The sequence below is a fragment of the Corallococcus sp. CA041A genome, assembly GCF_003612075.1.
GTDB classification, from domain to species: domain Bacteria; phylum Myxococcota; class Myxococcia; order Myxococcales; family Myxococcaceae; genus Corallococcus; species Corallococcus exiguus.
Genome location: NZ_RAWF01000166.1, coordinates 1 through 22,379 on the forward strand (window position 1 = coordinate 1; position 22,379 = coordinate 22,379).

Below are 22,379 nucleotides of genomic sequence, written 5' to 3' on the forward strand. Positions count from 1 at the left end.
AGAGACAGCCCCGGCCCCTCTTCACCATCGAGGGCGTCCGCTACGAGGCCATCCGCGAACTGGTGCGGATGCAGACAGGAGAGGTGCTGATGCTCGCCCGCCGGTTCCCGGAGCGAGGGGACACCCTGCCCGGGCTCTGCTTCGTGCGGCGGCTGGCCAATCCCTCCACCACGCCACGTCGCACGCGACTGGGAGCGGAGATCCTGCTGGCCTTCCGGCTCCGTCACCCCGCCATCGCCCAGGTGTTCCATCGCAAGGTGCACCAGGACTCGCTGCACGTGGTCATGGAGTACGTCGACGGTCCTTCATTGGAGACACTGGTGAGCGCGAGCGTGGCGCGCGGCCAGCCCGTCTCCGAGTCCTTCGCCCTCTACGTGGGAGCGGAGCTGGCCGAAGCGCTGCACCACGCGCACACGCTGGCGGATGATGCGGGCAAGCCCCTGGGAATCATCCACCGCGACGTCAATCCCCGGCACGTCTACGTGGGGATGCACGGCGAGGTGAAGCTCGTGAACTTCGGAGCGGCTTATTCGGTGGTCATCGGCCGCGAGGAGTCACCCGCGAGCCTGGTCCGGGGCGACGTGGCCTATGCCTCTCCCGAATACCTGGAGCGGCAGACACTGTCGCCACGCTCGGACGTCTTCAGCCTGGGCGTACTGCTGGTGGAGCTCTTCACCAGCAAGCATCTCTTCGACGTGCAGGACGTACCCCGGCGGCCCGAGGGACTGCGCCCGTTGCAGATCGAGTTCCTCCCTTCCCTGCCACTGACGCAGATGCGGGTGTTGCTGGCCTGCTTCGGCCCGACGGACGTCGAGGCAGCGGTGGGAAAGCTCTCACCGGATGTGAAGCAACTGCTGCACAGGGCCCTGCGCTCCGAGCCTGAAGAACGGTTCGCCACCGCGGCGGACCTGCGCGACGCCCTTCGCTCGGCCCTGGCCAGACGGCACCCGGGCTACGGGCGCCAGGAGGCCGCGGCGGAAGTCGCGCGGTTGCTGGCGGAGGGCCGCGTGCTCCGGGACGTGGTGGAGTTTGGCGAGGGCGGCCTCTTCGAGGAAGGCCCGGAGGAGGATTAGCGCCTCAACGCGCCAGGGCGGATGCGACATGGAGGAGTGCGTCCAGTTTCTCCGCGTCCAGCTTGCGCGCGAGGTGCAGCAGGCGTCGCAGGTCCGGCGCGTCGCCGTCTTCCCGGGGCGACTGCTTCTTCGCCCCCTTGCGCACCTCGCCCGCCGGGGTCAGGCCCAACAGCGTTTCAGGGGAGACGCGCAGCTCCTGGCAGAGGCGATAGAGGGACGGGACGCTGGGCAGCATCTTGCCGCGCTCCAGGCGGCTGTAGACGGGGTGGACCAGTCCGATGCGCTCGGCGACTTCGGCCTGCGTCAGTCCCAGATGCTCGCGGGCGGCGCGCGCCGCCGTGCCAATGGTGCTGCCGAGTTCTTCATTCATGGAGGGTGCGCAGCGTATCCGAGATATGCGCTGGGGCCCCCCCGGCCTTCGCGAGGAGGCCGCATGCGCGAGACACATGAACCTGGAATGAGGACGCCATGAGGCCACCCCCCGCCATCCTGGCACCCGGGGCGGAGGTGCTGGGCTACACGGTGGAGCGCCAGCTGGGTCAGGGCGGCTTCGGCACGGTGTATCTCGCGCGCAACGCGGGACAGCCGTTCGCCCTGAAGCTGCTGTACCTGCCGCGTGCTGGCGAGCGGGTGGAACGGGAGGTCTCCATCCTCCTGAAGCTTCACCACCCCCACGTCGTGGGCCTCCAGGGTTACGGGCTGTGGCCCCCACGCGAGCCGCGCTTCGCGATCATCGTGATGGAGTACGTGGACGGACGCAGGTTGGACCTCTGGGCCGACGAGGAGAATCCCTCCGCGCGCCGGGTGACGCGGGTGTTGGTGGACGTGGCGCGCGCGCTCGCCGCGACGCATGCGGAGGGGGTGCTGCACCGGGACGTGAAGGAGGCCAACATCATGGTGCGCGCCTCGGACGGCCCGGCCAAGCTGGTGGACTTCGGCATTGGCGACTACACCGGCGCGCGTGATCTGACGGTGGACATCCTCCCGCCCGGGACGCCGGACTACCGCGCGCCCGAAGCGTGGAGGTACTTCCGGCAGTATGCCCGGGTGCTCGGGGCCCGCTACGAGGCGGGCGCGGCGGATGACCTCTGGGCGATGGGCGTGGTCTTCTACTGGCTGCTGACGGGGCGCAGGCCTTTCAATGGCGAGGACGACGCGAGCTTCATCGAAGCCGTGCTCACCCAGACGCCCGTGCCACCACACGAGGCGAATGAGCGCGTGCCTCCTGCGTTGAGCGACGTGTGCCTGCGGCTGCTGGAGAAGACGCCCGAAGCGCGCACACCGAGCGCCCTGACCGTCGTGACCGCGTTGGAGGAACTCCTGAGGGGCGCGGACGCAGCGTGGGACGTGCCCCTGTGCGACGCGTTCGGCGAGGACACCGCGACGACGGAGAGCGAGCTGGACAGCTTCGAGAAGTGGCGGAACCGTCCCCGCCACCGGCCCCGGCGGGGCGTGCGCGCGCCACCGGAGGCGCCACCGACGCCAGCCGGAGCAACGCCGCCGGAGACGACGGCGAAGCCACGACATTCCTTGCGCGCGTGGGCGGTGGTGGTGACGGCCCTGGTGTTGATCACCACGGGCGCGCTGCTGCTGCGCGGGGCAGCGGGGCTTTCAGGAGCAGTCACGCTTCGTCAGGAAGTAGCGCCCACTGACAAGTCGCCTCAATCTGACCGGGCCGTGGCTCCCAACGGGACAGAGGCCATCGCCGCGGCCGTCGCACTTCCCGCGACGCTCCAGGAGGTTGCCACCACCGTGACGACGCAGACGCCAGAAGCTCCCTCTCTACCGCTCTCCTCGAAGCCCGCGAAGAAGGCCCGGAGCGTCATGACGCGTACGGCGGGCGCGGCGGCCTGCACGGCATTGATGGCCTGCCCCGGTCCCCAGGTACGTCCACCTCCGCCGCCAGAGCCCTGCCCTGTGGGCGCGGTGAAGGCCATGAAGGAACGGGGCATCAGGATGGGAGACGAGTACATCGCAGCCTTCGACTTCTCGCGACCGCGCGTCATCTCGGTGTCCGACGGCCCTACACAATTTCTCCTGGCCCAGAACGTGGGAAGCCTGCTGGGCGGTACGGCACTGTCAGGCCGGCTCATCGTGAGAGACCGCGTCTACGGGCGCCTGACGTGGGCGGAGACCAAACAAGGCGACAGCTTTCCCGTGTGCCTTGAGGTCTACGCGGAGGTGGGAGGCCGGGGCCTGCCGAGGGAGCCTGGAGACGACTCCCCGTCGAGCGCCCGGGTCTTCACCACGGTGAGCGTGAAGGCAGTGCGTGAGTTCGAGTAGCAGGCCTGCCTGGGAGATGCCGCCAAGTGCCCTCTTCATCCACGATTGTCTTCCTGGCGCTCGTGCTCGCGAGTGCGGGGGCATTCGCTCAATCCGAGAGTTCAGCCTCCGTGCCGGGCGCCCGGCGCATCGAACTGACTCCGGAGGGAACTCCATTCGTCGCGGAAATCGCGGTCAGTGCAGGGCTCTCCACGGGCCTCTACTTTGACTCGGACCTGATGCGTGACGGCATCGAACTGGAAGGTCGGGAGCGCTTCACCCTGGTGGACGTCGGTCAGGCCACGCTCCGCCTGGTCCCCTCTTCGCGTGTCATCCCTGGCGAGCACTTCCGGCTCGTCGTGCGCTTCAAGGATGGCGCGGCTCCGGTGAGTGCCTCGTTTCTCCTTCAGGTGCATCCCGCGAAGACGGTGCCCGTCATTGAGGTCTATCGCGGGAAGCGGACGCTCGAGACCTATCAACAAGAGATCCGGGAAGTCCGTGCGGAGTTGGAGCGCTGCCGGGACGAGAGCTCACGGTTGGTGGCTGAGCATGAGGCCCCAGCCGGACTGGCGGGGCTCCTCTCCACCGGCACCCTGGATAAGGAGGGTGTGGTGGGTCGCGTCGTGACCCAGGACATCCTTCCGTCTTCTGGTAATGCCCTGGAGGCGGCCTCCGTCATTACCTACCGCGCCAAGAGGGCTGTTGCCGTCGTGGTCACGCTGGCGACGAAGGCGGGAGCGCAGCCCTGGAACTTGAAGGGAGCGACACTTCGAGGCAGGAGCGGAGCGGAATTGCAGGTGCTCAGGGTCTGGCAGGAGCCATCCAGTCCCTTGACCCAGGCCCGAAGCATCGTGGTCGAAGCCGAAGCTCCTGATGATGGTGTCCAGGGACCGTACTCCCTCAAGCTCTGGGAGGACGGACCGCGCACCATCACGCTGGGCAACGTGACGTTTCCATAATCACAGCTGCGTTTGGGCTCCGCGCAATGAAGAGCATTCGGAGACGGACCCTGGTGACGGAAGACCTCCAGAAGCTCGTCGCGAAGTTCGCGCAGCATGCGGCGGCGCAAACCGATGCCATCTGGCGAGGCGACGCGAACGCCGCGAACAAGCACGCGGATGAATCCATTGCGGCGTTCAAACGGATGAGGACCCACGGCGATGTCGGTCGGGACGCGCTCGCAACTCTCTTCACCCATCCACGGATGGATGTTCGAACGGCAGCGGCGGCACTGCTCCTGCGGTATCGCACCGCCGAAGCCAAGGCAGTGTTGGAGGAGGCTGCGAAGGGCAAGGGGCTGATCCCCTTCGAAGCGCAGGAGGCACTGAAGCGCTGGGAAGAAGGGACCTGGTCCCTGGACCCCGCGTGAGCCAAACCACCCGCTACGCCCCACCGCCCTGCCACGTCAGCATCCCGATCACGCCCACGTCGCGAGCTCCTCCCGCGTGGAACCTCCAGGGCACCGCCACGCCGAACTCCAGGGACTTCAGCGGGCGCGCCAGCAGCCCCGGTGACAGGAGCACGGTGGACGTACCGTCCTCGTCCCTCCACCCCGCCTCCACCATGGGCCGCAGTGGTCCCAAGGCCAGCACCGCTCCGGCCGCGAAGTCCGGATGCAGCTCGTTCCCCAGACCGCGCACCCCAGGCAGCTCTTCCGCCTTCAGTTGGAGGTTGAAGCCCACCGGCCCCACGTCCTGATACGCCAGCAGGTACGGCTCGAAGCCCGGGCGGAACCGGTCGTCCGTCATGTCGCGCGTGGCTTCCAGGTCCATGCCCACGCTCAGCGTGAAGCCACGCCGGCTGTCATTGATCAGCGCCAGTCCGATGCCCGCCTCCGCTGTATCCAACCCGCGCGGATCCTCCGGCGTCGTCAGCGCCACCTTCGCTTCCACCTGCACGCGGTCACTCAGGCCGTACTCGCCGCGCACCGGCAGCTCGAAGCGCGTCTCATCGTCCTGACGCGTCCACTCCAGCCCCGTGCCCAGCTCCACCTGCCCCCGCTGCTGCGGTGGCGCTCCGTCTCCAAGGAAGAACTCCTGCACCCTTCCCTGCACCCCTTCCGCCGCCACCGCCGGCACCGAGAAGAGGCCCAGGAGTCCCACCGAGACGAGCCACCGTCCGTTCGCCATGCCCGTACGGTGGACACGGCCCTCATGCCCCGGGGCCTCTCCGCCGTGCCCGCCACCGCTCGGCTGCCTGCCCGCTTCAGGAACAACCCAATGAGGTGGCGCTCCGCGTGGGGGCTTGCATCACCGTGCGTGAGGGTGGCAAGCCTGCGCTCCCACTTCTTCGAGAACTCCATGACCCTCCCCTCTGCTCGACACACCGTGGCCCTGCTGGCCCTGAGCCTCACCGCCTGTGGCGGCAAGGACGTGCGCCCCGGTGATGAGAACCCCAACCCCGTCACCGACCCCTGCGAGGAGAGCAACTCCATCGACCCGGCCAGCGGGACGTGCGCCCCCCTGCGGTTGCAGTGCGCCCGGGACCTGAGCGGCTTCAAGACCGACCGCTACGTCTGGCGCGACCGCGACTGTCACGTGCGCTCCGTGTCGCTCGTGCGCAACGACGCGGCGGATCCCGCGGGCTGGAACGGCGGCTACATCCGCCGCTACACCTACGAGGTCGCGGGCGCCGAGCGCACCTGCGACGGCCAGAGTTCCCAGGTTCCCGGCTGGGGCATGGTGACCAGTCACCTGAAAGATGGCCAGACGTGGGGCGCCTGGACGCAGGACGTGCGCGGCTCCGGCCGCTTCGTCTTCAAGGGCGCGCACCACGCGCTGCACGAACTGAAGTGGCCGCTGTCGCTGGACGGCCGCGTGGTGCAGGTGACCGTGCAGTACCTGTTCGCCACCGGCCGGGACCACCCGCTGTATGCCATCACCCACGACGCGTCCGGCTTCCCCGCGAACCAGATTGAAGCCGACGTGCGCTCGCCCTACGGCGACCTCGCCTTCGACGGCAACGCCAGCACGGACATCGCCGGCCTGGGCTGGGGCGACAAATATCGCTTCGTCACGCTGTCCTCCCCCGTGACGATGAACACCGGTTGGGACTACCGCGAACCCAACGTCGTCCCCTACACGCGCATGTGGACCGCCGCGCCGGACGCGGAGATGGGCGCGGTGCAGACCCAGACGTGGGAGCAGAAGCCCGCGGGCGGCTACTGGCTATATCCGGAGTGGGGCACGCGCCACGCCAACGGCCCCATGCCCGTGGACTACAACTGGCCCTACCAGCTCAACCAGTACGAGCTGCCCTCCGTCACCAACTCCCACCGGCTCGCGTGGGGCAGCAACTTCGGCGCGGTGGGCCTGTCGCAGTACCCGCGCCTGGGTGATGACGGCGTGATGCTCTCCGGCCATCCCTACCAGAGCTATTCCGTCTTCATGGTGCTGGGCACGCACACGGCCAGCCCCGTGCTGTCGCTCGTGTCGGAGGTGGAGGCCTGGCAGGGCGTGAAGCTCACCGCCTCCGAGGGCACCGTGCGCACGCGCGGCCCGGGCGGCGTGGGCCGGACCGACGCCGTCACCTACGACGTCGCTGGCTACAACCCCGTCTACGCCACGTGGGAAGCGGACGCCGCCTCCAACCGCGTGACGCTGGCGTTCGACACTGCGGGGCGCACGCTCGCGCGCCCCATGGTGGTGGTGCACGGCTACACCGCCGCCACGGCGCCGACGACGGTCACCCTGGACGGCAAGTCGCTCACCGCGGACACGGACTACTTCGCGTCCGTGGATGCGGAGGGCAAGGCGCTCTGGCTCACGCTCCAGCGCGACCTGAAGGGCGCCGCCACCCTGAAGGTGGAGTAGCTCCACGCACGGGACAGGCCCCTGGCACCCTCACGAGTGCCCGGGGACTTCCCTTCCGTGCTTCACGCTGGAGCGTCAGTCCGCGGAGCCGCTGCCGCCGTAGCCCTGCGGGGCCTCCGAGCGCAGCCGCTGCCACTCGGCGCGGGCGTCCTGCTCCACGCGCTTCTGCTCGTCCACGCGGCGGCGGGCGTCCTCCACCTCGCGCTGGGTCTCCGCGACGACGGACATGAAGTTCGCCTCGGACATGTTCTTGGCGCGCACGTCCCCGCTGCGCTCCAGCGCCTTGAACTGGGCCAGGTTGAGCTCCGAGTCCGCCACCTTCAGCTCCGCGGCGCGCAGGTCCTTCTCCGCCTTGGCGGTTTCCGTCTTGCGGTCGTGCCAGGCCACCTCGGCGTCCGCGGCGACGCGCCCCGCCTCGGCGCCCTGGAGCCGGATCTTCGCCGACGCGATGGGGCTCTGCTGGCCGGTGGCCTCGGCGGCCTTCACGGCGGCCTTCTCCGCCTCCATGCGGCTCTTGGCGGCGTCGCTATTGCGGCGGGCCACTTCCGAGGCGCGCTCGGCGTCACGCACCGCAACCTCGGCGCGCGTCACGTTGTCGGCGGCCTTGGTGCGGGCCAGCTGCGCGTCACGCACCGCGCCCAGCTGGTCCTCGGGGACGCGCGCCATCATCGCGTCGTCCACTCGCGCGGCCTTCGAGCTGCCGCAGCCGGCGAGGAACGTCATGGACGCCCCCAACGCCAGTCCCACCACCCAGTGACGCTTCGTCCTGTTCTGGAACATGCTCTCGATCCCCCGTACGAAGATGACTGGGGAAGAACCTAGACACGCCCCCGTTACGCGACAGGGGTCATGGACGCCGTCGTTCCCCCTGGAATCCGTCCGCGTCCGGGCCGGCCGTGGAGCAGGCAGGCGGGGCCCCATTTCCTCTCCGCGCCGTTGCCGTCCCGCACTTTCGTCACGGGGCATGTCCCAACCCGGACGGGGTGCCTGTCTCAAGGTCGCGCGAACGACGCGCCACCAGGGAGAGGGACCACATGAAGCGAACCGGATGGGGATTCGTGCTGGGGACGAGCTGCGCGCTGATGGTCGCGGCCTGCGGCGCCGGCACCGAGGACTTCGAAAACCCCGAGGGCACCGAGTCCGTGAAGATGAGCATCTCGCTCGCGGGTGACGCGTGCGGCGTCACGTCAGCCGCGGCGACCGTGAGCGCGCAGGACCTCCCGCCTTCGTACCCCCAATCCCTCTACGTGGGGAACGGCTACATCGAAGGCTACCTGAGCAACATCCCTGTCGGGCCCCGGCGCGTCGTGGAGGTGAGGGCCTACAACCGGGCGGGGCTGGAGGTGTACGCCGGCAGCACGGCCGTGGACGTGTACCAGGGCTCCGTGGCGTACGCGCAGCTCCAGCTGAAGCGCAATCAGCAGAACTGCCCGGGCACCGGGACGGGCGACATCTACATCGTCGGCACGCTGGAGGGCACCGGTCCGTCCCAGGACGCGGGCTACGACGCGGGCCCCGGTCCGTTCGATGCGGGGCCGTTCTACGACGCAGGCAGCGCGTTCGACGCGGGCAGCGCGTTCGACGCGGGATAGAACGCGTGGAGGCGTTGTAGCGCTCAGGTGCCCCGGCCGTAGAACCACGCGGTGAGGGCCAGGCGGGTCGCATGAGCGGGCATCACCTCGTGCTCCAGCCGCTCGCTCAGGAACACCACCAGGCGGTCCAGCACCGGCGCCACCTCCACCGGGGCGCCGGTGTCCTCCGGGAACAGGCGCAGCACGCCGCCGTGCTCCGGCATCCAATCGGCGTTCGCGTACCAGATGGCGGTGAGCCGGCGATTGAACTGGCCCGGGAACGCGTCGCGGTGACGGGCGTAGTGCGCACCGCCGCCGGGGTAGCAGGCGAGCTGCAAATCGAAGCGCCCCAGCCCCAGGTACGCACCCGAGGACACGGCCTCTCCCAGCGACTGGAAGCGAAGCCACAGGGCTTCGAGCTCGGGGGCGGCGCCGGGCAGCACCCATTCGATGTGGTCGCCACGCACGGACGTCTCGAGCGCATGGTCCGCGCCGCGCCGGATGCCCGCGGGCTTCAGCGTCGCGGCCTCCACGCGCGCGAGCGCCGCGGCCCGTACCTCCAGCGCCCGCGCCTCGCCCAGGAAGCCGTCCCGCACGAAGTACCCCCGCGAGCCCAGGGCCTCCACCTCCGCGTCCGTCAGCTCCACTGTGCGCCACTCCTTCGCGAGCGCCTGTCCGGAAGCCCGCGTCCGCACGCTGCCCCAGGACGCCCCCGTTCCGGAAGCGGGTAGACTTCCCGCCCATGGCGAAGAACGTCTCGCGAGCCCTGTCCCTCCTCGCCGCCGTCGCGCTCGGCGCGCTGGCGGCCTGGATGCTGCTGCGTCCCGCGTCCCCCCGGCTGCCGGACACGGCGGCGGTGGTGGAGCAGATGCGGGAGGTGGCCCGGCTGGAGACGCTGGACGTGTCCCTCTACAAAAAGGTCACGTTCACGCCGGAGCCGCAGGCCACGGATGCGCTGTGGAAGGACGTGCTGCTCTGGGCCAGCTACACGCTCCAGAACCCGCACGGCCGCGCCATCGTGTTCGCGGACGCGCACCTGGGGTTCGACTTCCAGCGCTTCGATTCGAGCCACCTTCGCGCCGTGGGCACGCGAGTGGACGTGCTGCTGCCTCCGATGCAAGTGACGGTGGCCTTGCGGCCCGGTGAGACGGAGATCATCGACTCCAACCTGGACAGCGCGCAGACGGCGCAGCTGCTGGAGAAGGCGCGCCTGGCCTTCGAAAAAGAAGTGCGACAGGACCGGCGCCTCCAGGAGAAGGCGCGTCAGTCCGCGGAGCGCTCGCTGCGGGGGCTGCTGCTCACGCTGGGTTTCCGGGAGGTGCGGTTCGTGGAGACCTTGCCGGTGGGGAGCGCGGGATGACGGAACGGTTGGAGTTGCTCCAGGGAGACATCACGCGCGTCACGGCGGACGCAATCGTGAACGCGGCGAACTCCGGCCTGTCGGGTGGCGGCGGCGTGGACGGTGCCATCCACCGCGCGGCGGGTCCGGAGCTGGTCGCGGAGTGCCGCACCGTGGGCCGCTGTCCCACCGGAGAGGCCCGCATCACGAAGGGCTACCGGCTGCCCGCGGCACACGTCATCCACGCGGTGGGTCCTTCGTGGTGGGGCGGGGACCGCGACGAGGACGCGTTGCTGGCCTCGTGCTACCGGAGCACGTTCGCGCTGATGGAGCAGCACGGGCTGCGCACGGTGGCGTTCCCCGCCATCTCCACGGGCGCCTACGGCTTCCCCATTGAACGGGCCGCGCCCATCGCCCTGCGGGAGATCCGCGCGGCCCTGGCGCGGCGGCCAGAGCTGGAGCGCGTCACCGTGGTCCTCTTCAGCGAGCAGGATTTGAAGGCGTATCAGCGGGCACTCGGCGCGTAGGTCACGCGCTCCGCAACACATCACCCTCCAGCACGAACGCTCCGGGCACCCCATCCGGCGCGTGCCCCAGCGTGGCGAGCCTCCGCACAGACTCACCATCCGAGTCGCGGCACAGGAGCGCCACCTCGCGCCGGCCCAGGCTCACGCGCAGCGGGCCTCCGCCCGTGGCGGCATCCAGTCTGCGACGCTGTGCCTTCGTGAGCAGTCGTGCGCCGTCATGCCCGTCGCCGCCCGCCACCGCCCAGATGCCGGAGAACGCCTCCGCCAGCCGCACCTCGCCCTGGTCGATGACGACGGGCCGCACGTCCGCGGGCCGCAGCTCCAGGTTGTGCCACGCCGCCGCGTCCACCGCTTCGAGCGTGAGCCCTGCTTCCTTCAGCGCGGAGGCCGGCAGGTAGCGCACGAACTCCGCGTCCTCCAGGACGTAGAAGACCTCCAGCCCCTCGGGCCCTGGACGGAACAGCGCGCCCTGGGTCCCCGCCACGAAGCCCTGGGGCCGCAGCACCGGGCGCAGCGCGTCCAATGACATCCCCGTGGGCCCCACGCCCGAGGACAATCCGCCCAGCCTCGACGCCAGCGCCTCCACGTGCGCGGTGAGCCCCTGCGTGCCCGGTGCCTCCTGATACGCGGCATACAGCGAGCCCACGTCCACGCGGCCCACTCCACCCGAGGCCAGCTTCACCAGCAGGTCGCGGCCCTGGCGACGGAAGGCCACGCCCGCGCGGCCCAACGCGGCGGTCAGCGCGGCGGTGAACTCCGGGCGCAGCACCTGCTCCTCGGGCGCGGGCGGCGGAGGCAGGTCCGCGGCCTCCAGCTCCGCGCGCAGCAGCTTCGCCTCCGCGTCGAAGGGGTCCCGCTCCACGGCCTCCGCCACGTAGGCGCGGGCGCGCGCGCCCTCTCCCTGCCGCAGCGCGAGCACGGCCAGCACCTTGAGGGCCTCCGGGTCGCCGGGGCTCAGGACCAGCGCATCCCGCAGCTCGGCTTCCGCTTCCCGGTGCCGCTCCAGGCCCAGCAGCGCTCGCGCGAGCCCCAGGCGCACCTGGAGGTCCTTGGGGAAATCACGCCGCAGGGCCTGCATCAACGGCAGGGCTTCGCGCTCCGCATCCGCATTGATCAGCGCATGCGCCACGGTGAGACGCAGCGTGGGTCCAGGCGTGCGCGCGGCCTCGTCACGCAGCGCCTCCAGCTCCGCGCCGCTGAGCACTTCACCCGCCTCCACCTTGCGGCGCAGGCGCTCCAGTTCCGCCGGGGAAATCACGCGCGGACTCTACCCCCTCCGACCTCCTCACTTCGATGGATTGAGGCGCGGGACGACAAAGTGAAAAGCCGCCGGAGCTCCAGGCCCGTCAGTGCGTTGTGTCGTGCGTGTCTTCCGGTTCAGAGGACTCCTCCTCTCCCCGGTGCTGGGAGAGGAAGTCATCCAATGCGCCCACGTCGATGGGCTTGCGGAACACGGCATCCACCTGCGCCAGGCTCGCGCGGTTCTGTCCCCGCACGTCCATGCCGGTGACGATGGCCAGCAGCGCCTGGGGCGTGCGCTGCCGCAGCTCGCGCGCCAGCTCCCAGCCCGTCATCTCCGGCATCACCGCGTCCAGCAGCGCGGCGTCGTAGGGGTGCTTCTCCCAGATGCGCAGGGCCACTTCCGGGCTGTGCGCCACCTGCACCTCGTAGCCCTCCTCGCCCAGGACCTCCGCCATCATCCGCGCGTTGTCCAAATCATCGTCCACCACCAGCACGCGGCGCGCGCGCCCGGGCATGCGCGGCATGCGTCCCGCCGGCTGCGCTGGCGACGGCTCGGCGGACACAGGCTCGCCCGCTGAAACATCGCGGAAGCGCGGCAGCCGCACCAGGAAGCTCGCGCCCGAGCCGTCGCGCCGGTTCTCCACCGTCAGCTCTCCGCCCCAGCGCTGCACCTGCGTGCGCGCCACCGCCAGGAACAGCGAGAACTGCGGCGCCCCCGGGTCCCTGCGCAGCGGGTCGAACAGGCCCGCCAGTTCATCCTGCGCGTAGGGCCTTCCCCCGTCCTCGATGCGCAGGTCCAGCCAGTCCTCCGCCGCCGGACGGGAGCGAATCACCAGCGTGCCGCCGCCCTCCATGCGGTCGCGCGCGGACAGCATCAGGTTGACGATGAGCTCTCGGAAGAAGCCCGCGTCCGCGTTCACGCCCCACGGGAAGCCCAGGTCCAGCTCCGTGTGCACCGGGTGCTCGCGCTGCTCCAGCTCGCCCCGGGCCAGCTCCAGCGCCTCGCGCACCGTCTGGTCCACCGGCACGTTGCCCAGGTGCTCCTCGGTGCGCTGCACGTTGAACTCCTGCAGCCGCGCCACCAACTCGCCAATGTTGCGCACCGTCTTGTCCAGCGCGTCGACGTGCTCGGGCTTGTATTCGCGTTGCAACAGCGTGATGCGCAGCCGCAGCACGTTGAGGAAGTTGTTGAGCGCGTGCGCGGCTCCGCTCGCCAGCTGCCCCAGCGCCTGCTGCCGGGTGCGCCTCAGGAGCTGTCCCTGGAGTCTGCGCACCTCGTCGTGCGCGTTCTCCAGGGCCTTGGTCTTCACCGCGGCCTCGGTGCGGTCGCTGAAGGTCTGGATGACGCCCGCCAGGACCTGGTCCTCCTCCCACACCGGAGTGGCGCTCATCTCCAGCGTGGCGTCCCCACCGCCGGGGCGCTCCACCTGCATCATCACGCCGCGCACCGGCCCCTTCTCGCGCAGCGCGCGCAGGAAGGGCATGTCCTGCACCTTGAAGGGCTCGCCCGTGGGGTGCCGCGCGTTGACCTGGGTGAGCACGGGGCCCAGCGAGCCGGTGGCGCGCGCGCCCACCACCGCGCGCATGGGCACGCCCATCAGGCGGCTCACCGGCGGCGAGGCGAAGGACACCGTGCCGTCCGTCTCCGCCAGCAGGATGCCCACCTCCACGTGGTTGAGCACCGACTCCATCACCGCCGCCTCGCGGAAGCGCACCTCCTCCGTCTTGAGCACGCGCGCGTAGGAGGCCTGCGCGGACGCGTCCGCCTCCCACACCAGCTCCGACACCAGCTCCGCCACGTCCGCGTGGATGACGCCTCCGTTGCGGCGCGCATAGACGTAGAGCAGCACCTCCTGGAGCGACTTGAACTCGCGGGTCAGGTCCTCGGGTTCGAAGTTCTGGTCGTACCGGAAGGCCCCGTGCGAACGCACCACCTCCGGCCACAGCCGCACCGCGTCCTCACCGCGGTCCTCGAGCAGCCGGGCAAGCTCGTCCAACAGATAGCGCAGCGGTGCGCGCAGGTCCCGGCCGGGGACCTCCACCTCGTACGTCTCCGCGCGCAGGCGCTTGGACCACAGGCGCGTGATGCGCTCGCCCTCGTCCGAGAGCAGGCCTGACAGCGCGGCGATGGCGGTATCGGAAGATGGCACGCTCAAGGGCGCACGATGCGCACGCTCCAGGCGCCCAGCCACCCGCCCCCCGTCTCTTCGTGGTGCGGCAATGTCAGGCGTTCCACACGAACGCCTCCATCACGGGTCCCGAGCGCCCGCCTGCCCGGCCGCCCTGGCAAAGGCGAGCGGTCGTCCCCACCTTTCCAGGCACGGATGAGCACGAAGGAGCACAGGAAGAACGACCTGGAGCAGCCTGAGATATCTCAGCAGGCCATGGCGCAGCTCTTCCGTGGCGAGCTGAGCCGCTCGGACACGTGGCGCACGCGGCTGGACACGACGACGAACTGGGCGCTCACCACGACGGCGGCGGTCATCTCCTTCGGCTTCGCGTCGCCGGAGAGCTCGCACGTCACGTTCCTGGTGGGCATCTGGATGGTGGTGTCCTTCCTGCTCATCGAGGCGCGGCGCTACCGCTACTACGACCTGTGGAACCGCCGCGTGCGCCTGCTGGAGGACGGCTGGTGGGCGCCGATGCTGCGGCGCGAGCCGGTGGATCCAGACGCGCTGCGGGAGCTGGCGGTGGAGATGTCCCGGCCGCAAATCCAGCTGTCGCTGGTGTCCGCCATCGCGACGCGGCTCAACCGCGCGTACGGGCCCATCCTCATCGTCCTGTTGGTGACCTGGTTCTTCAAGGTCTACAGCCACCCGCGTCCGCCGCGCGACTTCGGGGACTTCGTGGAGCGGGCGCACGTGGCCTGGATTCCGGGGCCGGTGGTGATGGCCGCGCTGCTGTTCCTCACCGTGGCGGCGGCGTACCTCTTCACCGCGTCCTTCTTCATCCGGTCGCCGCTGGGCGAACTGCGCACCCGGCCGCGCGGACGCCGGGCGGCGATGTGGGAGGCCTTCTACCGGCCCTACGCCATCCAGCGCCGCAAGCGCCCGCGGCCCCCGGGCGCGCGCGCCAACGCGCCGCGCCCGCCCGCCCCGTTCGACCACTGACTCAGCCGCCGAGCTGCGCGCCTACCTGCGCCATCAGCGACATCACCCGGGCGCGCGTGGGCGCCTGGAGGTCCGGCCGCAGCGCGATCGCCTGGAGCATCTGGAACACGGGCGTGCCCCCCTCCAGGTGCTGGGCCGCGACCGCCAGCAACGCGGGCTCCTCGCCCGCCGCCAGCCCTCCGGCCACCACCCACGCCCGCAGGTGCTCCAGCGCACCGGCGTCAAGAGGCCGCGTGTTCAGCGCGTCCAGCAGCGCCCGCTGCACGCTCCGGTCCTTCTCCGTCCCCAGCGCGTCCAGCAAGAGCCGCGTGGCCAGCTCCTGCGGGGCCTGGCGCAGCGCATCCGCGGCCGCGGCCCGCACGTCCGGGGACTCCGCGCGCAGGTGCGGCGGCACCACGTCCACCAGCCGCTCCGCCGCCGTCCCCCCCAGCGCGCGCAGCGCGTGCGACCGGTCCTCGTCCCCCGGCGCCTGGGCCACGGCGTTCTCCAGCGTCCGCACCGCCGCTCGCGCCTCCGCCGACTCCGGGTTCAAACGCGAGGACCAGGCCCCCAACGCGTACGACGTGGCCCGCTCCACCGGGACGTCGTGCTCCGTCCGGGCGCGGTCCAGCAGCCCGTTGAGCATCACCCCCATCTCCGGCTCCGGCTTCGTCACGAACCCCGCGCGCTGCACCATCATCACGTACGCGCCCGTGTGCTCCCGGGCCTCCGGCGCCTGGAGGAGCGTGCGCAGCGTGGCCTGCGCCTGCGGGTGACCCGCGCCCACCAGCAGGTCCAGCATCAATTCACGCATGCCCGGGTGCGTGCCCGGCTTCAGGAACAGCCGCGCCAGCTCCTGGCAGCGCTTCGGCTCCAGTTGCAGCGCCGCGATGGCCCGCCGCGCGAACACGTCCAGCCCCGCGATGGCATCCGGACTGGTGGCGTCCTCCAGCGTCTCCAGCAGCTCGTCCACCGTCATGCCCTCCGCCTGACTGCGCAGCTGTGCCGTCTCCGGGTCCGTGTCGAAGGCGATCTGTGACGGCGTGCGCACCACGAGCTTCTGCTCATCCGAAGGAGGCAGGGGCTGCATCTCGCGCGACTGGTACGTCAGCCGCAGGCGCAGCCGCTTGGACACCAGCGCGCGCCCGTCCGTGCCCAGCGCGTCCAACACCTCGTCCTGGGTGATGGCGACGAGGTGTCCCTCCGCGTCGCGGTCGAAGGTCGTGAGCGATCCCAGCTCCTGCTTCGCCACCGTCGCCGCGCCCGCCGCGCGCAGGCTCTGGTAGCGCGTCCTCCGGCGCGTCAGCCGCGAGGTGTCCCCGGGCTCGAAGGCGAACGTCGACGCCACGTCGCCCGTCTGCGTGGACTCGGTGGCCGTCCACGACGGCTCATCGCGCAGCTCGGAGGGAAACAGCTCCGCCGCCAGCGTCTGCGCGAACTGGCGGAACAGCGGGGGCTCCGCCTCGGAGAAGCGCACGGCCTGGAGCGCGCCGCGAGCATCCAACTCCAACCAGGCGCTGGCGGTGTCCGGAAGGTGGGCCTGGAGCGCCGCCGCGTCGGGCAGCAGCGCCTGTCCGGAGAGGACGGCCTCGTGCCGCGCCAGCCGGCGCAGCGTCAGGCGCAGCCGGGTGCCGGTCGCGCGGGACTCCAACGCCTGGAGCATGAGCTCGCCGTCCAGGTGCAGCACGCCCTCCAGCTCCTGGGCCTTCGCGCCCGGCCCCGGCATGGGCAGCGCCACGCGCGTCAGGTCGTCCCAGACGAGGTGGAAGGTGTGCGCCTCGCCCACGCGCCAGCGGAACAACGGCAGCCGGTGGGAGGACTCGGAGGCCTCCACCGTCGCGGCGGACGAGGACGGATGGGACAGCCAGAAGGGCAACGCCCCCAGGCACACCAGGGCACCCAGGCCAGCCACGCCACGAACGAGGGTCGAGCGACGCATGAAACACTCCAGCGGGAAAAGTCGAAGGAAGAAGGGAACCACTCCCCGGGGCCGTTGGAGGCGGCCCCGGGGTCATGCGGGAGCGCGGCTAGTAGAGCTGCGCGAGCGGCAGGTAGTGCTGGTCGTTGAAGAGCTGCGTGCTGGTGCCGAAGCCCTGCCACGACACGATGGGGAACTCGACCTTCAGGAAGCCCAGCTCCCCGAACAGGGAGAGCCGGCCATCCAGCGAGCGCAGCGTCATGTTGAGGCTGGTCCCCAGGCCCAGGTACAGCGTGTTGGGGTTCGTCGGGTGCGAGGGCGAGCTCAGCGCGACGCCGATGCGGCCCTCCAGCGGCAGGCTGAAGCTCAGGATGGTCAGCGAGCCGCGCACGCCCACCTGGAGGCCCGGGATACCGAAGGCCACCGCCACGAAGCCGTTGGCGGACGCGTAGGGCCCGATGCTGCCCAGCAGGTCCAGCGTGATGAGGTTGCGCGCGCAGTCACGGCCCAGGGCGCCGCCCATCGACGTGGCGATGCCCACCTCCACGGACAGGCCGCCGCTCACCGTCACGGGGATGAACCACACCATGAAGGTGGCGCTCGCCTTGGCCGCGTCCTTGTCCACGAAGGGCTTGCGCTCGATGAAGGTGAAGCGCGCCGGGTAGGACTTGTCGAACGTGAAGACGGACTTGCCGAGCACGCGCGCGCCCAGCTCCACGCGGATGGCGGAGGGCTGCGTGGACGCGCGGCCGGACAGCCAGGCGATCTCCGTGCGCACCGGGCTGAACACGTTCGCGTAGAGGCCCAGCTCGCTGAAGATGGCGGCGTTGGTGTCGCACCAGTTGCCGGTGAACGCGGAGCCGGGCGTGGACAGCTCCCAGCCCGCGCGCAGCGAATAGCCACCGCCGAAGTTGTTGTCACCCGCGTAGCCGCCCGCGGAGAAGTCCTGCGCCTGGCGCTTGGTCATGGTGACCGGGTTCGTGGGCGGCTGCTGATTCGCCGCCTGCTGCGCCAGGTACTCCGCCATGGCCTTGACGTACGCATTCACCAGCGTCGGGTTGAGCGTGTAGTCCTTCTGGTCCAGGCCCTTGATCTTCAGCCGGTCCGCGTTGCGGATGAAGCTCTCCGCGCCGAAGTCGTTGCCGGTGACGGTGAGGCACTGGCGCAGGTCCGCCTCGCGGCGGGGCACCATGACCGCGTCCACCATGGCCTTGTAGCGGCGAGGGCTCCAGTCACACGCCGTGGCCTTGCTGGTGTCGAGGCAGCCCTCGGAGTCCGCCTTCACCAGCGACTCCTCCAGCTGCTTGTCCAGGCCGTACAGCTGCTCGGCGACCCTCTCATCCAGCTCCACCGTGCTGAAGTCGCGGCTGCGCAGCATCTCCGACTCGCGCTGCCAGCCGGCGTAGACGGCGTTGCGCCGCTCCAGCAGGGCGGAGAAGGCCTCCTGGCGCTGCTGAGAATCGTTGAGCACGTCGTCGGCGACCTTGCTCAGCGACTTGCTCAGGGCCTGGTGCCACGCGTCCGAGGGCAGCACCGCCTGACGGGCCTCCACGTTGTTCGCCTTCAGCGCCGCCTCGGAGGTGAAGACGTAGCCCTTGGCGCCCTTGGGGTACGGCCCCGGCACGAAGCGGAAGTACGCGTTCTTCTCCACGCGCGTCTTGCCGTCCCAGAGGGGCGCCTGCTTCACCCCGTCCTTGCTGAACAGCGTGCGCTCCGCGATGCCTCCGGAGCCGTAGGCCGCGGTGAACACCGCGCGGAAGTCGTCGCCGAAGCGGCCCGCGTTCTGCTCGAAGCGGCTGAAGTCGTAGTGCTTCTCGTGCACGTACTCCTGGCACGAGCGCTCCAGCACGCCGTTGGCGTCCCACTCATTGCGCTGCTTGTTGTACGCCTGCTCCACCTTGGTGAGGTTCTTGTAGTCCTTGCGCGCCAGCACCTGGCCGCGCTGCACCTGGCCCACGACGGACTCATCCGAACCGGAGAAGAGCGTGTCGAGGACGGCGTTGGGCTGCACGGCCACGGACTCCACGCCGCCGCCCATGCTCTCGGGCAGCAGCGCGGTGCGCTTGGACGCGGTCGTGTAGCGGGCCTTCCACTCGGACTCCATCAGGCCCTGGCAATAGGAGTCGTTCTCCTGGCCGCACGAGGACGCGCGGTAGTCCACGTTGGAGCACTCGGTCAGCGTGGGTTGGGTGCAGGGGGCCGCCAGCGCCTGGGGGGCCGCCAGCGACAGGGTGGACAGCATGGCCCAGCGCACGGGGTGCGGCAGCCGGACAGGGGTTCTGCGCGAACTCATGAAAGCCTCATCTCGGGGAACGCACGGGCCAGCAGGGCCCGGACGCCGCAGCCCATGAGCACGATGCGTGCCGGGCCTCTTCACCCCGCGCGCCAGAGGGAGCAGCGAGGGAGCGCCTGGCGCCGTGAGGACGCGCAGACCACAAACGGCAAGTTCAGCCGTTGCCCCGAAGGCAACGACAGACACTCCGGGCCTGGGGCGCGATACACGTTCGACACATGCGTTGGGCGCACCCTCCGCGGGGGCCGGCCCCCCGCCGTCACGCCCCCGGGCGGGTCAGCCAAGGCCCCCTGCCGGGCGGCCGGACGGACCACCCGGGCTGATGGGGGCCATGCCCAGGGGTGAATCCCGGGTGCTTTCGCCCTTCCGGCCCTCCCGGATTTGTGGTGTGAACCGCCCCCATGGCGAACACGCGCATTGTGACGGTCATCAACGGCGACGGCATCGGTCCCGAGGTTTCGGCGGCCACCATCCGCGTCCTGGAAGCCCTCAAGGTCCCCCTGGAGTTCGAGTTCAAGGACGCGGGCACGGAAGTGGTGGCCAAGTTCGGCACCAACCTGCCCCACGAGACGGTGGAGGCCGTGCTCCGCAGCGGCGTGGCGCTCAAGGGCCCCACCGGCACCGTCGTGGGTGGCGGCCTGCCCTCCGCGAACGTGGGCCTGCGCAAGCGGCTGGACCTGTACTCGTCCCTGCGCCCGGTGAAGAGCGTCCCCAACGTCAAGACGCGCTACGAGAACGTCGACCTGGTCGTCGTTCGTGAGAACACCGAGGACCTCTACGCGGGCCTGGAGCACATCGTGGTGCCGGGCGTCGTGGAGGCCATCAAGGTCATCACGGAGAAGGCGTCCACGCGCATCGCCCGCTTCGCCTTCGAGTACGCCAAGAAGAACGGCCGCAAGAAGGTGTCCGCCATCCACAAGGCGAACATCATGAAGCTGTCGGACGGCCTCTTCCTGGACTGCTGCCGCAAGGTCAGCCGCGAGTTCCCGGAGGTCGCGTACGACGAGGTCATCGTCGACAACCTCTGCATGCAGCTGGTGAAGGACCCGACCCGCTTCGACGTGATGGTGCTGGAGAACCTGTACGGCGACATCGTCAGCGACCTGTGCGCGGGCCTGGTGGGCGGCCTGGGCATGGTGCCGGGCGCCAACATCGGCGAGCGCACCGCCGTCTTCGAGGCCGTGCACGGCACCGCCCCGGACATCGCGGGCAAGGGCATCGCGAACCCCACCGCGCTGATGATGTCCGCGGTCATGATGCTGGAGTGGCTGGACCTGCGTGAGGCGTCCCAGCGCATGGCCAACGCCATCCAGAAGGTCTACGGCGGCGAGTCGAAGGTGCGCACCGGCGACCTGGGCGGCAGCGCCACCACGCGCGAGTTCACCGACGCCATCATCGCCGCGCTGTAGTCCAGCGCAGGCGGTGCTTCGAAGGGGGCGGGAGGTTCTCCTCCGGCCCCCTTCCTGTTTTCAGCCGACGATGACCTTGCGCACGCCTCGCGCTTCCAGGAGCGCGGGAAGCCGTTCGCGCTGGTCGCCCTGCAACACCAGCGCGTCCTCCTCCACCACTCCACCGCAGCCCAGGCCGCCCTTGAGCGCCTTGAGCCAGGTGTCCAGCTGGGCGGCGGGCAGCCCCAGCTGCTCCACCACCGTCACCTCCTTGCCGCCCCGGCCCTTGCGCTCCATGCGCACCACGGCGCGCGCGGGGCCCTTGGGCTCCGGCTTCTCCCGGGGCGGGGGCGGAGGCGCTCCCACGGGCAGCGCGTCCCGCTGCGCGGACAGGGCGGCGAAGGGGTTGTTGAAGGGCCCCGGCGGCGGGGCCTCGTCCTTCTTGTCGCGCTTGCCCATGGCGTCCTTCGCGCTCCTGTCCCCTTACGGGTGGGCGTGGCCCTCGTGGCCGGGGGAGCCGGTGCCACGCGAGCGCGGAGGCGGCAGGGCGCTGAAGGCGGGGGCGTCGGGGTTTCCGCTCGCCAGCACCAGCGCGTAGATGAGCGGCGCGAACGGCGGCACCTCACGGCCGTTCACCAGCACCAGCGGCGTGCCCTGGATGTTGAAGCGCATGGCGTACTCGACATCCTGGCGCAGCTTCCCGATGGTCTCCGGCGCAGTCATGCACGCCTCCAGCTGCGGGCGCGCCACGGAGCCGGAGCTGGCGATCTCCATCACCTTGTCGGTGTCCAGGAAGGCCTGCGCGGCGAAGAGCCTCTCGCGCAGCGTCCAGAAGTCCTTGGCGCCCTCCAGGCACACCGTGGCCCGGGCCGCGGCGCAGCGCACGCTGAGCGCGTCCGGACCGCGGTTGGGGATGGCCGGGTTGCACTGGCCGTCCAGCGGGAACTGCCGCGCCTCCACGGACAGCATGCCCTGGGGCGCGTGCTGCTTGATGGCGGCCAGCTCCTCCACCAGCATCTTGCAGTGGGGGCACTTGCTGTCGGTCCACTCCAGCACCTTCACCGGCGCGTCCGCCGGGCCGTAGAGGGCGCGCGACGGATAGGCCGCGAGCTTCGGCGTGGCCGCGCGGTACACGGCGAGCGCATCCGACAGGAACTGGCGCTGGTCCGGCGCCAGGCTGGCGATGAACTCTCCCAGCGTGGCGGGCGGCGCGGGCGGGGGCGGCGGCATGGGGGAGTTGGAGCCGGACGTGTTCGGCGCCTGCGTGGAGGCCACCGGCGGCAGGAAGGCGCCGGCCTTCGGCGCGTGCGGCGTGGCCCGGCCGGGCATCTGCATGGCCACGAAGGCGACGGCGGAGATGCCCACGGTCCACTTGAGCGTGTCGCCCCACTCGCCCGCCTGGGGCATCAGGGGGCCGGGCAGGCCGCGCCACGCCACGCCGGTGAAGACGAGCACCAGCGCGTAGGTGCCCATGCAGGTGGGGCACACCACGCCCAGTTGGGCGCTGACGGCGGCGAAGACGATGATGGAGACGACGCCCGCGAGCGCCAGCAGGCGCAGTCCGTTGGTGGCCGGGCGCACATCGCGGCCCGCCTTGGCCCACGCGAGGTACAGCGCGGAGAGGCCCACGGCGGCCAGGCCCCACACCAGGCCCAGGCCCGCGATGGGGATGCCCAGCGTGTCGTGCACGGCGCTGGCGAAGTCCGAGTTCCAGACGGTGGCGCAGTTGACGGTCTCGCTGATGCTGCAGGCGGTGGAGCCGCCCGCGCGCACCGTGAGCAACTCCAGCCATTGATAGACGGCGAGCCCGCTGGTGACGAGTCCCAGCGCCAGCAGCGCGAGTGCGCCACGGGTGGGAACGGGGG

General features: G+C 70.6%; 20 protein-coding genes. 10 read left to right on the forward strand and 10 right to left on the reverse strand.

All coding sequences use genetic code 11. From position 1 onward, the window contains the following. Window positions 1–1,073, forward strand: a 1,073-nt coding sequence (locus tag D7V77_RS26555; protein ID WP_147452167.1) for a serine/threonine-protein kinase, incomplete at its 5' end; no start/stop codon positions are given. 4 nt (window positions 1,074–1,077) lie between these two features. Here D7V77_RS26555 and D7V77_RS26560 read toward each other — a convergent pair. Then, window positions 1,078–1,443 carry a helix-turn-helix domain-containing protein gene (locus tag D7V77_RS26560; protein WP_120579101.1) on the reverse strand — a complete coding sequence of 122 codons (366 nt, stop codon included), beginning with the start codon at window positions 1,441–1,443 and terminating at the stop codon, window positions 1,078–1,080. A gap of 98 nt (window positions 1,444–1,541) precedes the next feature. On the opposite strand from D7V77_RS26560, the gene D7V77_RS26565 reads away from it, so the two are divergent. Genes D7V77_RS26565 through D7V77_RS26575 form a run of 3 tightly spaced genes read left to right on the forward strand, consistent with a single transcriptional unit; the run spans window position 1,542 to window position 4,704 of the window. Continuing rightward, window positions 1,542–3,356 carry a serine/threonine-protein kinase gene (locus tag D7V77_RS26565; RefSeq protein ID WP_120579102.1) on the forward strand — a complete coding sequence of 605 codons (1,815 nt, stop codon included), beginning with the start codon at window positions 1,542–1,544 and terminating at the stop codon, window positions 3,354–3,356. A 26-nt stretch (window positions 3,357–3,382) separates the two neighbouring features. Next, window positions 3,383–4,294, forward strand: coding sequence for a DUF2381 family protein (locus tag D7V77_RS26570; RefSeq protein ID WP_120579103.1), 912 nt, complete (start codon window positions 3,383–3,385; stop codon window positions 4,292–4,294). Between the two features lie 53 nt (window positions 4,295–4,347). Continuing rightward, window positions 4,348–4,704 (forward strand): DUF2019 domain-containing protein, encoded by a 357-nt coding sequence (locus tag D7V77_RS26575; RefSeq protein WP_233597248.1) that lies wholly within the window; start codon window positions 4,348–4,350, stop codon window positions 4,702–4,704. A gap of 13 nt (window positions 4,705–4,717) precedes the next feature. On the opposite strand, the gene D7V77_RS26580 is transcribed toward D7V77_RS26575, so the two are convergent. Beyond that, complete coding sequence (locus tag D7V77_RS26580) at window positions 4,718–5,464, reverse strand: hypothetical protein (RefSeq protein ID WP_120579105.1); 747 nt, start codon at window positions 5,462–5,464, stop codon at window positions 4,718–4,720. A gap of 171 nt (window positions 5,465–5,635) precedes the next feature. On the opposite strand from D7V77_RS26580, the gene D7V77_RS26585 reads away from it, so the two are divergent. Next, window positions 5,636–7,147, forward strand: coding sequence for a hypothetical protein (locus tag D7V77_RS26585; protein WP_120579117.1), 1,512 nt, complete (start codon window positions 5,636–5,638; stop codon window positions 7,145–7,147). 75 nt (window positions 7,148–7,222) lie between these two features. On the opposite strand, the gene D7V77_RS26590 is transcribed toward D7V77_RS26585, so the two are convergent. Then, the gene (locus tag D7V77_RS26590) at window positions 7,223–7,927 is read right to left on the reverse strand and encodes a hypothetical protein (RefSeq protein WP_120579106.1); all 705 of its coding nucleotides are present in this window, start codon (window positions 7,925–7,927) and stop codon (window positions 7,223–7,225) included. Window positions 7,928–8,181: 254 nt separating this feature from the next. Here D7V77_RS26590 and D7V77_RS26595 point away from each other — a divergent pair, with 254 nt between their 5' ends. Next, window positions 8,182–8,739 (forward strand): hypothetical protein, encoded by a 558-nt coding sequence (locus tag D7V77_RS26595; RefSeq protein WP_120579107.1) that lies wholly within the window; start codon window positions 8,182–8,184, stop codon window positions 8,737–8,739. A 23-nt stretch (window positions 8,740–8,762) separates the two neighbouring features. On the opposite strand, the gene D7V77_RS26600 is transcribed toward D7V77_RS26595, so the two are convergent. After that, window positions 8,763–9,413, reverse strand: a complete 651-nt coding sequence (locus D7V77_RS26600) for a 2OG-Fe(II) oxygenase (protein ID WP_233597249.1) — start codon at window positions 9,411–9,413, stop codon at window positions 8,763–8,765. A 47-nt stretch (window positions 9,414–9,460) separates the two neighbouring features. Between D7V77_RS26600 and D7V77_RS26605 the strand changes: the two genes are divergently transcribed. Further along, the gene (locus tag D7V77_RS26605) at window positions 9,461–10,078 is read left to right on the forward strand and encodes a DUF4230 domain-containing protein (protein WP_120579109.1); all 618 of its coding nucleotides are present in this window, start codon (window positions 9,461–9,463) and stop codon (window positions 10,076–10,078) included. Beyond that, entirely contained in the window at window positions 10,075–10,584 is a 510-nt protein-coding gene (locus D7V77_RS26610) for an O-acetyl-ADP-ribose deacetylase (protein ID WP_120579110.1), read from the forward strand. Before D7V77_RS26605 ends, D7V77_RS26610 begins: the two co-directional genes overlap by 4 nt. Window position 10,585: 1 nt before the next feature. On the opposite strand, the gene D7V77_RS26615 is transcribed toward D7V77_RS26610, so the two are convergent. Both D7V77_RS26615 and D7V77_RS26620 read right to left on the reverse strand, forming a co-directional pair. Beyond that, window positions 10,586–11,842, reverse strand: coding sequence for a tetratricopeptide repeat protein (locus tag D7V77_RS26615; protein ID WP_120579111.1), 1,257 nt, complete (start codon window positions 11,840–11,842; stop codon window positions 10,586–10,588). An 88-nt stretch (window positions 11,843–11,930) separates the two neighbouring features. Further along, window positions 11,931–13,976 (reverse strand): response regulator, encoded by a 2,046-nt coding sequence (locus D7V77_RS26620; RefSeq protein WP_120579118.1) that lies wholly within the window; start codon window positions 13,974–13,976, stop codon window positions 11,931–11,933. Between the two features lie 174 nt (window positions 13,977–14,150). On the opposite strand from D7V77_RS26620, the gene D7V77_RS26625 reads away from it, so the two are divergent. Continuing rightward, window positions 14,151–14,936: a DUF2270 domain-containing protein gene (locus tag D7V77_RS26625; RefSeq protein WP_120579112.1), complete on the forward strand. Its 786-nt coding sequence runs from the start codon at window positions 14,151–14,153 to the stop codon at window positions 14,934–14,936. Window position 14,937: 1 nt separating this feature from the next. On the opposite strand, the gene D7V77_RS45780 is transcribed toward D7V77_RS26625, so the two are convergent. Both D7V77_RS45780 and D7V77_RS26635 read right to left on the reverse strand, forming a co-directional pair. Next, the gene (locus D7V77_RS45780; protein WP_120579113.1) at window positions 14,938–16,854 is read right to left on the reverse strand and encodes a HEAT repeat domain-containing protein; all 1,917 of its coding nucleotides are present in this window, start codon (window positions 16,852–16,854) and stop codon (window positions 14,938–14,940) included. An 88-nt stretch (window positions 16,855–16,942) separates the two neighbouring features. Then, window positions 16,943–19,126 (reverse strand): hypothetical protein, encoded by a 2,184-nt coding sequence (locus D7V77_RS26635; protein ID WP_120579114.1) that lies wholly within the window; start codon window positions 19,124–19,126, stop codon window positions 16,943–16,945. A gap of 401 nt (window positions 19,127–19,527) precedes the next feature. On the opposite strand from D7V77_RS26635, the gene D7V77_RS26640 reads away from it, so the two are divergent. Beyond that, complete coding sequence (locus tag D7V77_RS26640; RefSeq protein ID WP_120579115.1) at window positions 19,528–20,535, forward strand: isocitrate/isopropylmalate dehydrogenase family protein; 1,008 nt, start codon at window positions 19,528–19,530, stop codon at window positions 20,533–20,535. Window positions 20,536–20,595: 60 nt separating this feature from the next. Here D7V77_RS26640 and D7V77_RS26645 read toward each other — a convergent pair whose 3' ends face one another. Further along, a complete protein-coding gene (locus tag D7V77_RS26645) occupies window positions 20,596–20,973 on the reverse strand; it encodes a translation initiation factor (RefSeq protein ID WP_120579116.1) in 378 nt (125 codons plus the stop codon). Window positions 20,974–20,997: 24 nt separating this feature from the next. Then, window positions 20,998–22,379 (reverse strand): thioredoxin domain-containing protein (locus D7V77_RS26650; RefSeq protein ID WP_233597250.1); only part of this gene is annotated, 1,382 nt, incomplete at its 5' end.

Bases quoted from the DNA above. Each gene is read 5' to 3' on its own strand.
- D7V77_RS26605 (WP_120579109.1), top strand. From the start codon at position 9,461: ATGGCGAAGAACGTCTCGCGAGCCCTGTCCCTCCTCGCCGCCGTCGCG.
- D7V77_RS26595 (WP_120579107.1), top strand. From the start codon at position 8,182: ATGAAGCGAACCGGATGGGGATTCGTGCTGGGGACGAGCTGCGCGCTG.
- D7V77_RS26565 (WP_120579102.1), top strand. From the start codon at position 1,542: ATGAGGCCACCCCCCGCCATCCTGGCACCCGGGGCGGAGGTGCTGGGC.
- D7V77_RS26640 (WP_120579115.1), top strand. From the start codon at position 19,528: ATGGCGAACACGCGCATTGTGACGGTCATCAACGGCGACGGCATCGGT.
- D7V77_RS26645 (WP_120579116.1), bottom strand. From the start codon at position 20,973: ATGGGCAAGCGCGACAAGAAGGACGAGGCCCCGCCGCCGGGGCCCTTC.
- D7V77_RS26625 (WP_120579112.1), top strand. From the start codon at position 14,151: ATGAGCACGAAGGAGCACAGGAAGAACGACCTGGAGCAGCCTGAGATA.
- D7V77_RS26590 (WP_120579106.1), bottom strand. From the start codon at position 7,927: ATGTTCCAGAACAGGACGAAGCGTCACTGGGTGGTGGGACTGGCGTTG.
- D7V77_RS26610 (WP_120579110.1), top strand. From the start codon at position 10,075: ATGACGGAACGGTTGGAGTTGCTCCAGGGAGACATCACGCGCGTCACG.
- D7V77_RS26635 (WP_120579114.1), bottom strand. From the start codon at position 19,126: ATGAGTTCGCGCAGAACCCCTGTCCGGCTGCCGCACCCCGTGCGCTGG.
- D7V77_RS45780 (WP_120579113.1), bottom strand. From the start codon at position 16,854: ATGCGTCGCTCGACCCTCGTTCGTGGCGTGGCTGGCCTGGGTGCCCTG.
- D7V77_RS26585 (WP_120579117.1), top strand. From the start codon at position 5,636: ATGACCCTCCCCTCTGCTCGACACACCGTGGCCCTGCTGGCCCTGAGC.
- D7V77_RS26560 (WP_120579101.1), bottom strand. From the start codon at position 1,443: ATGAATGAAGAACTCGGCAGCACCATTGGCACGGCGGCGCGCGCCGCC.
- D7V77_RS26580 (WP_120579105.1), bottom strand. From the start codon at position 5,464: ATGGCGAACGGACGGTGGCTCGTCTCGGTGGGACTCCTGGGCCTCTTC.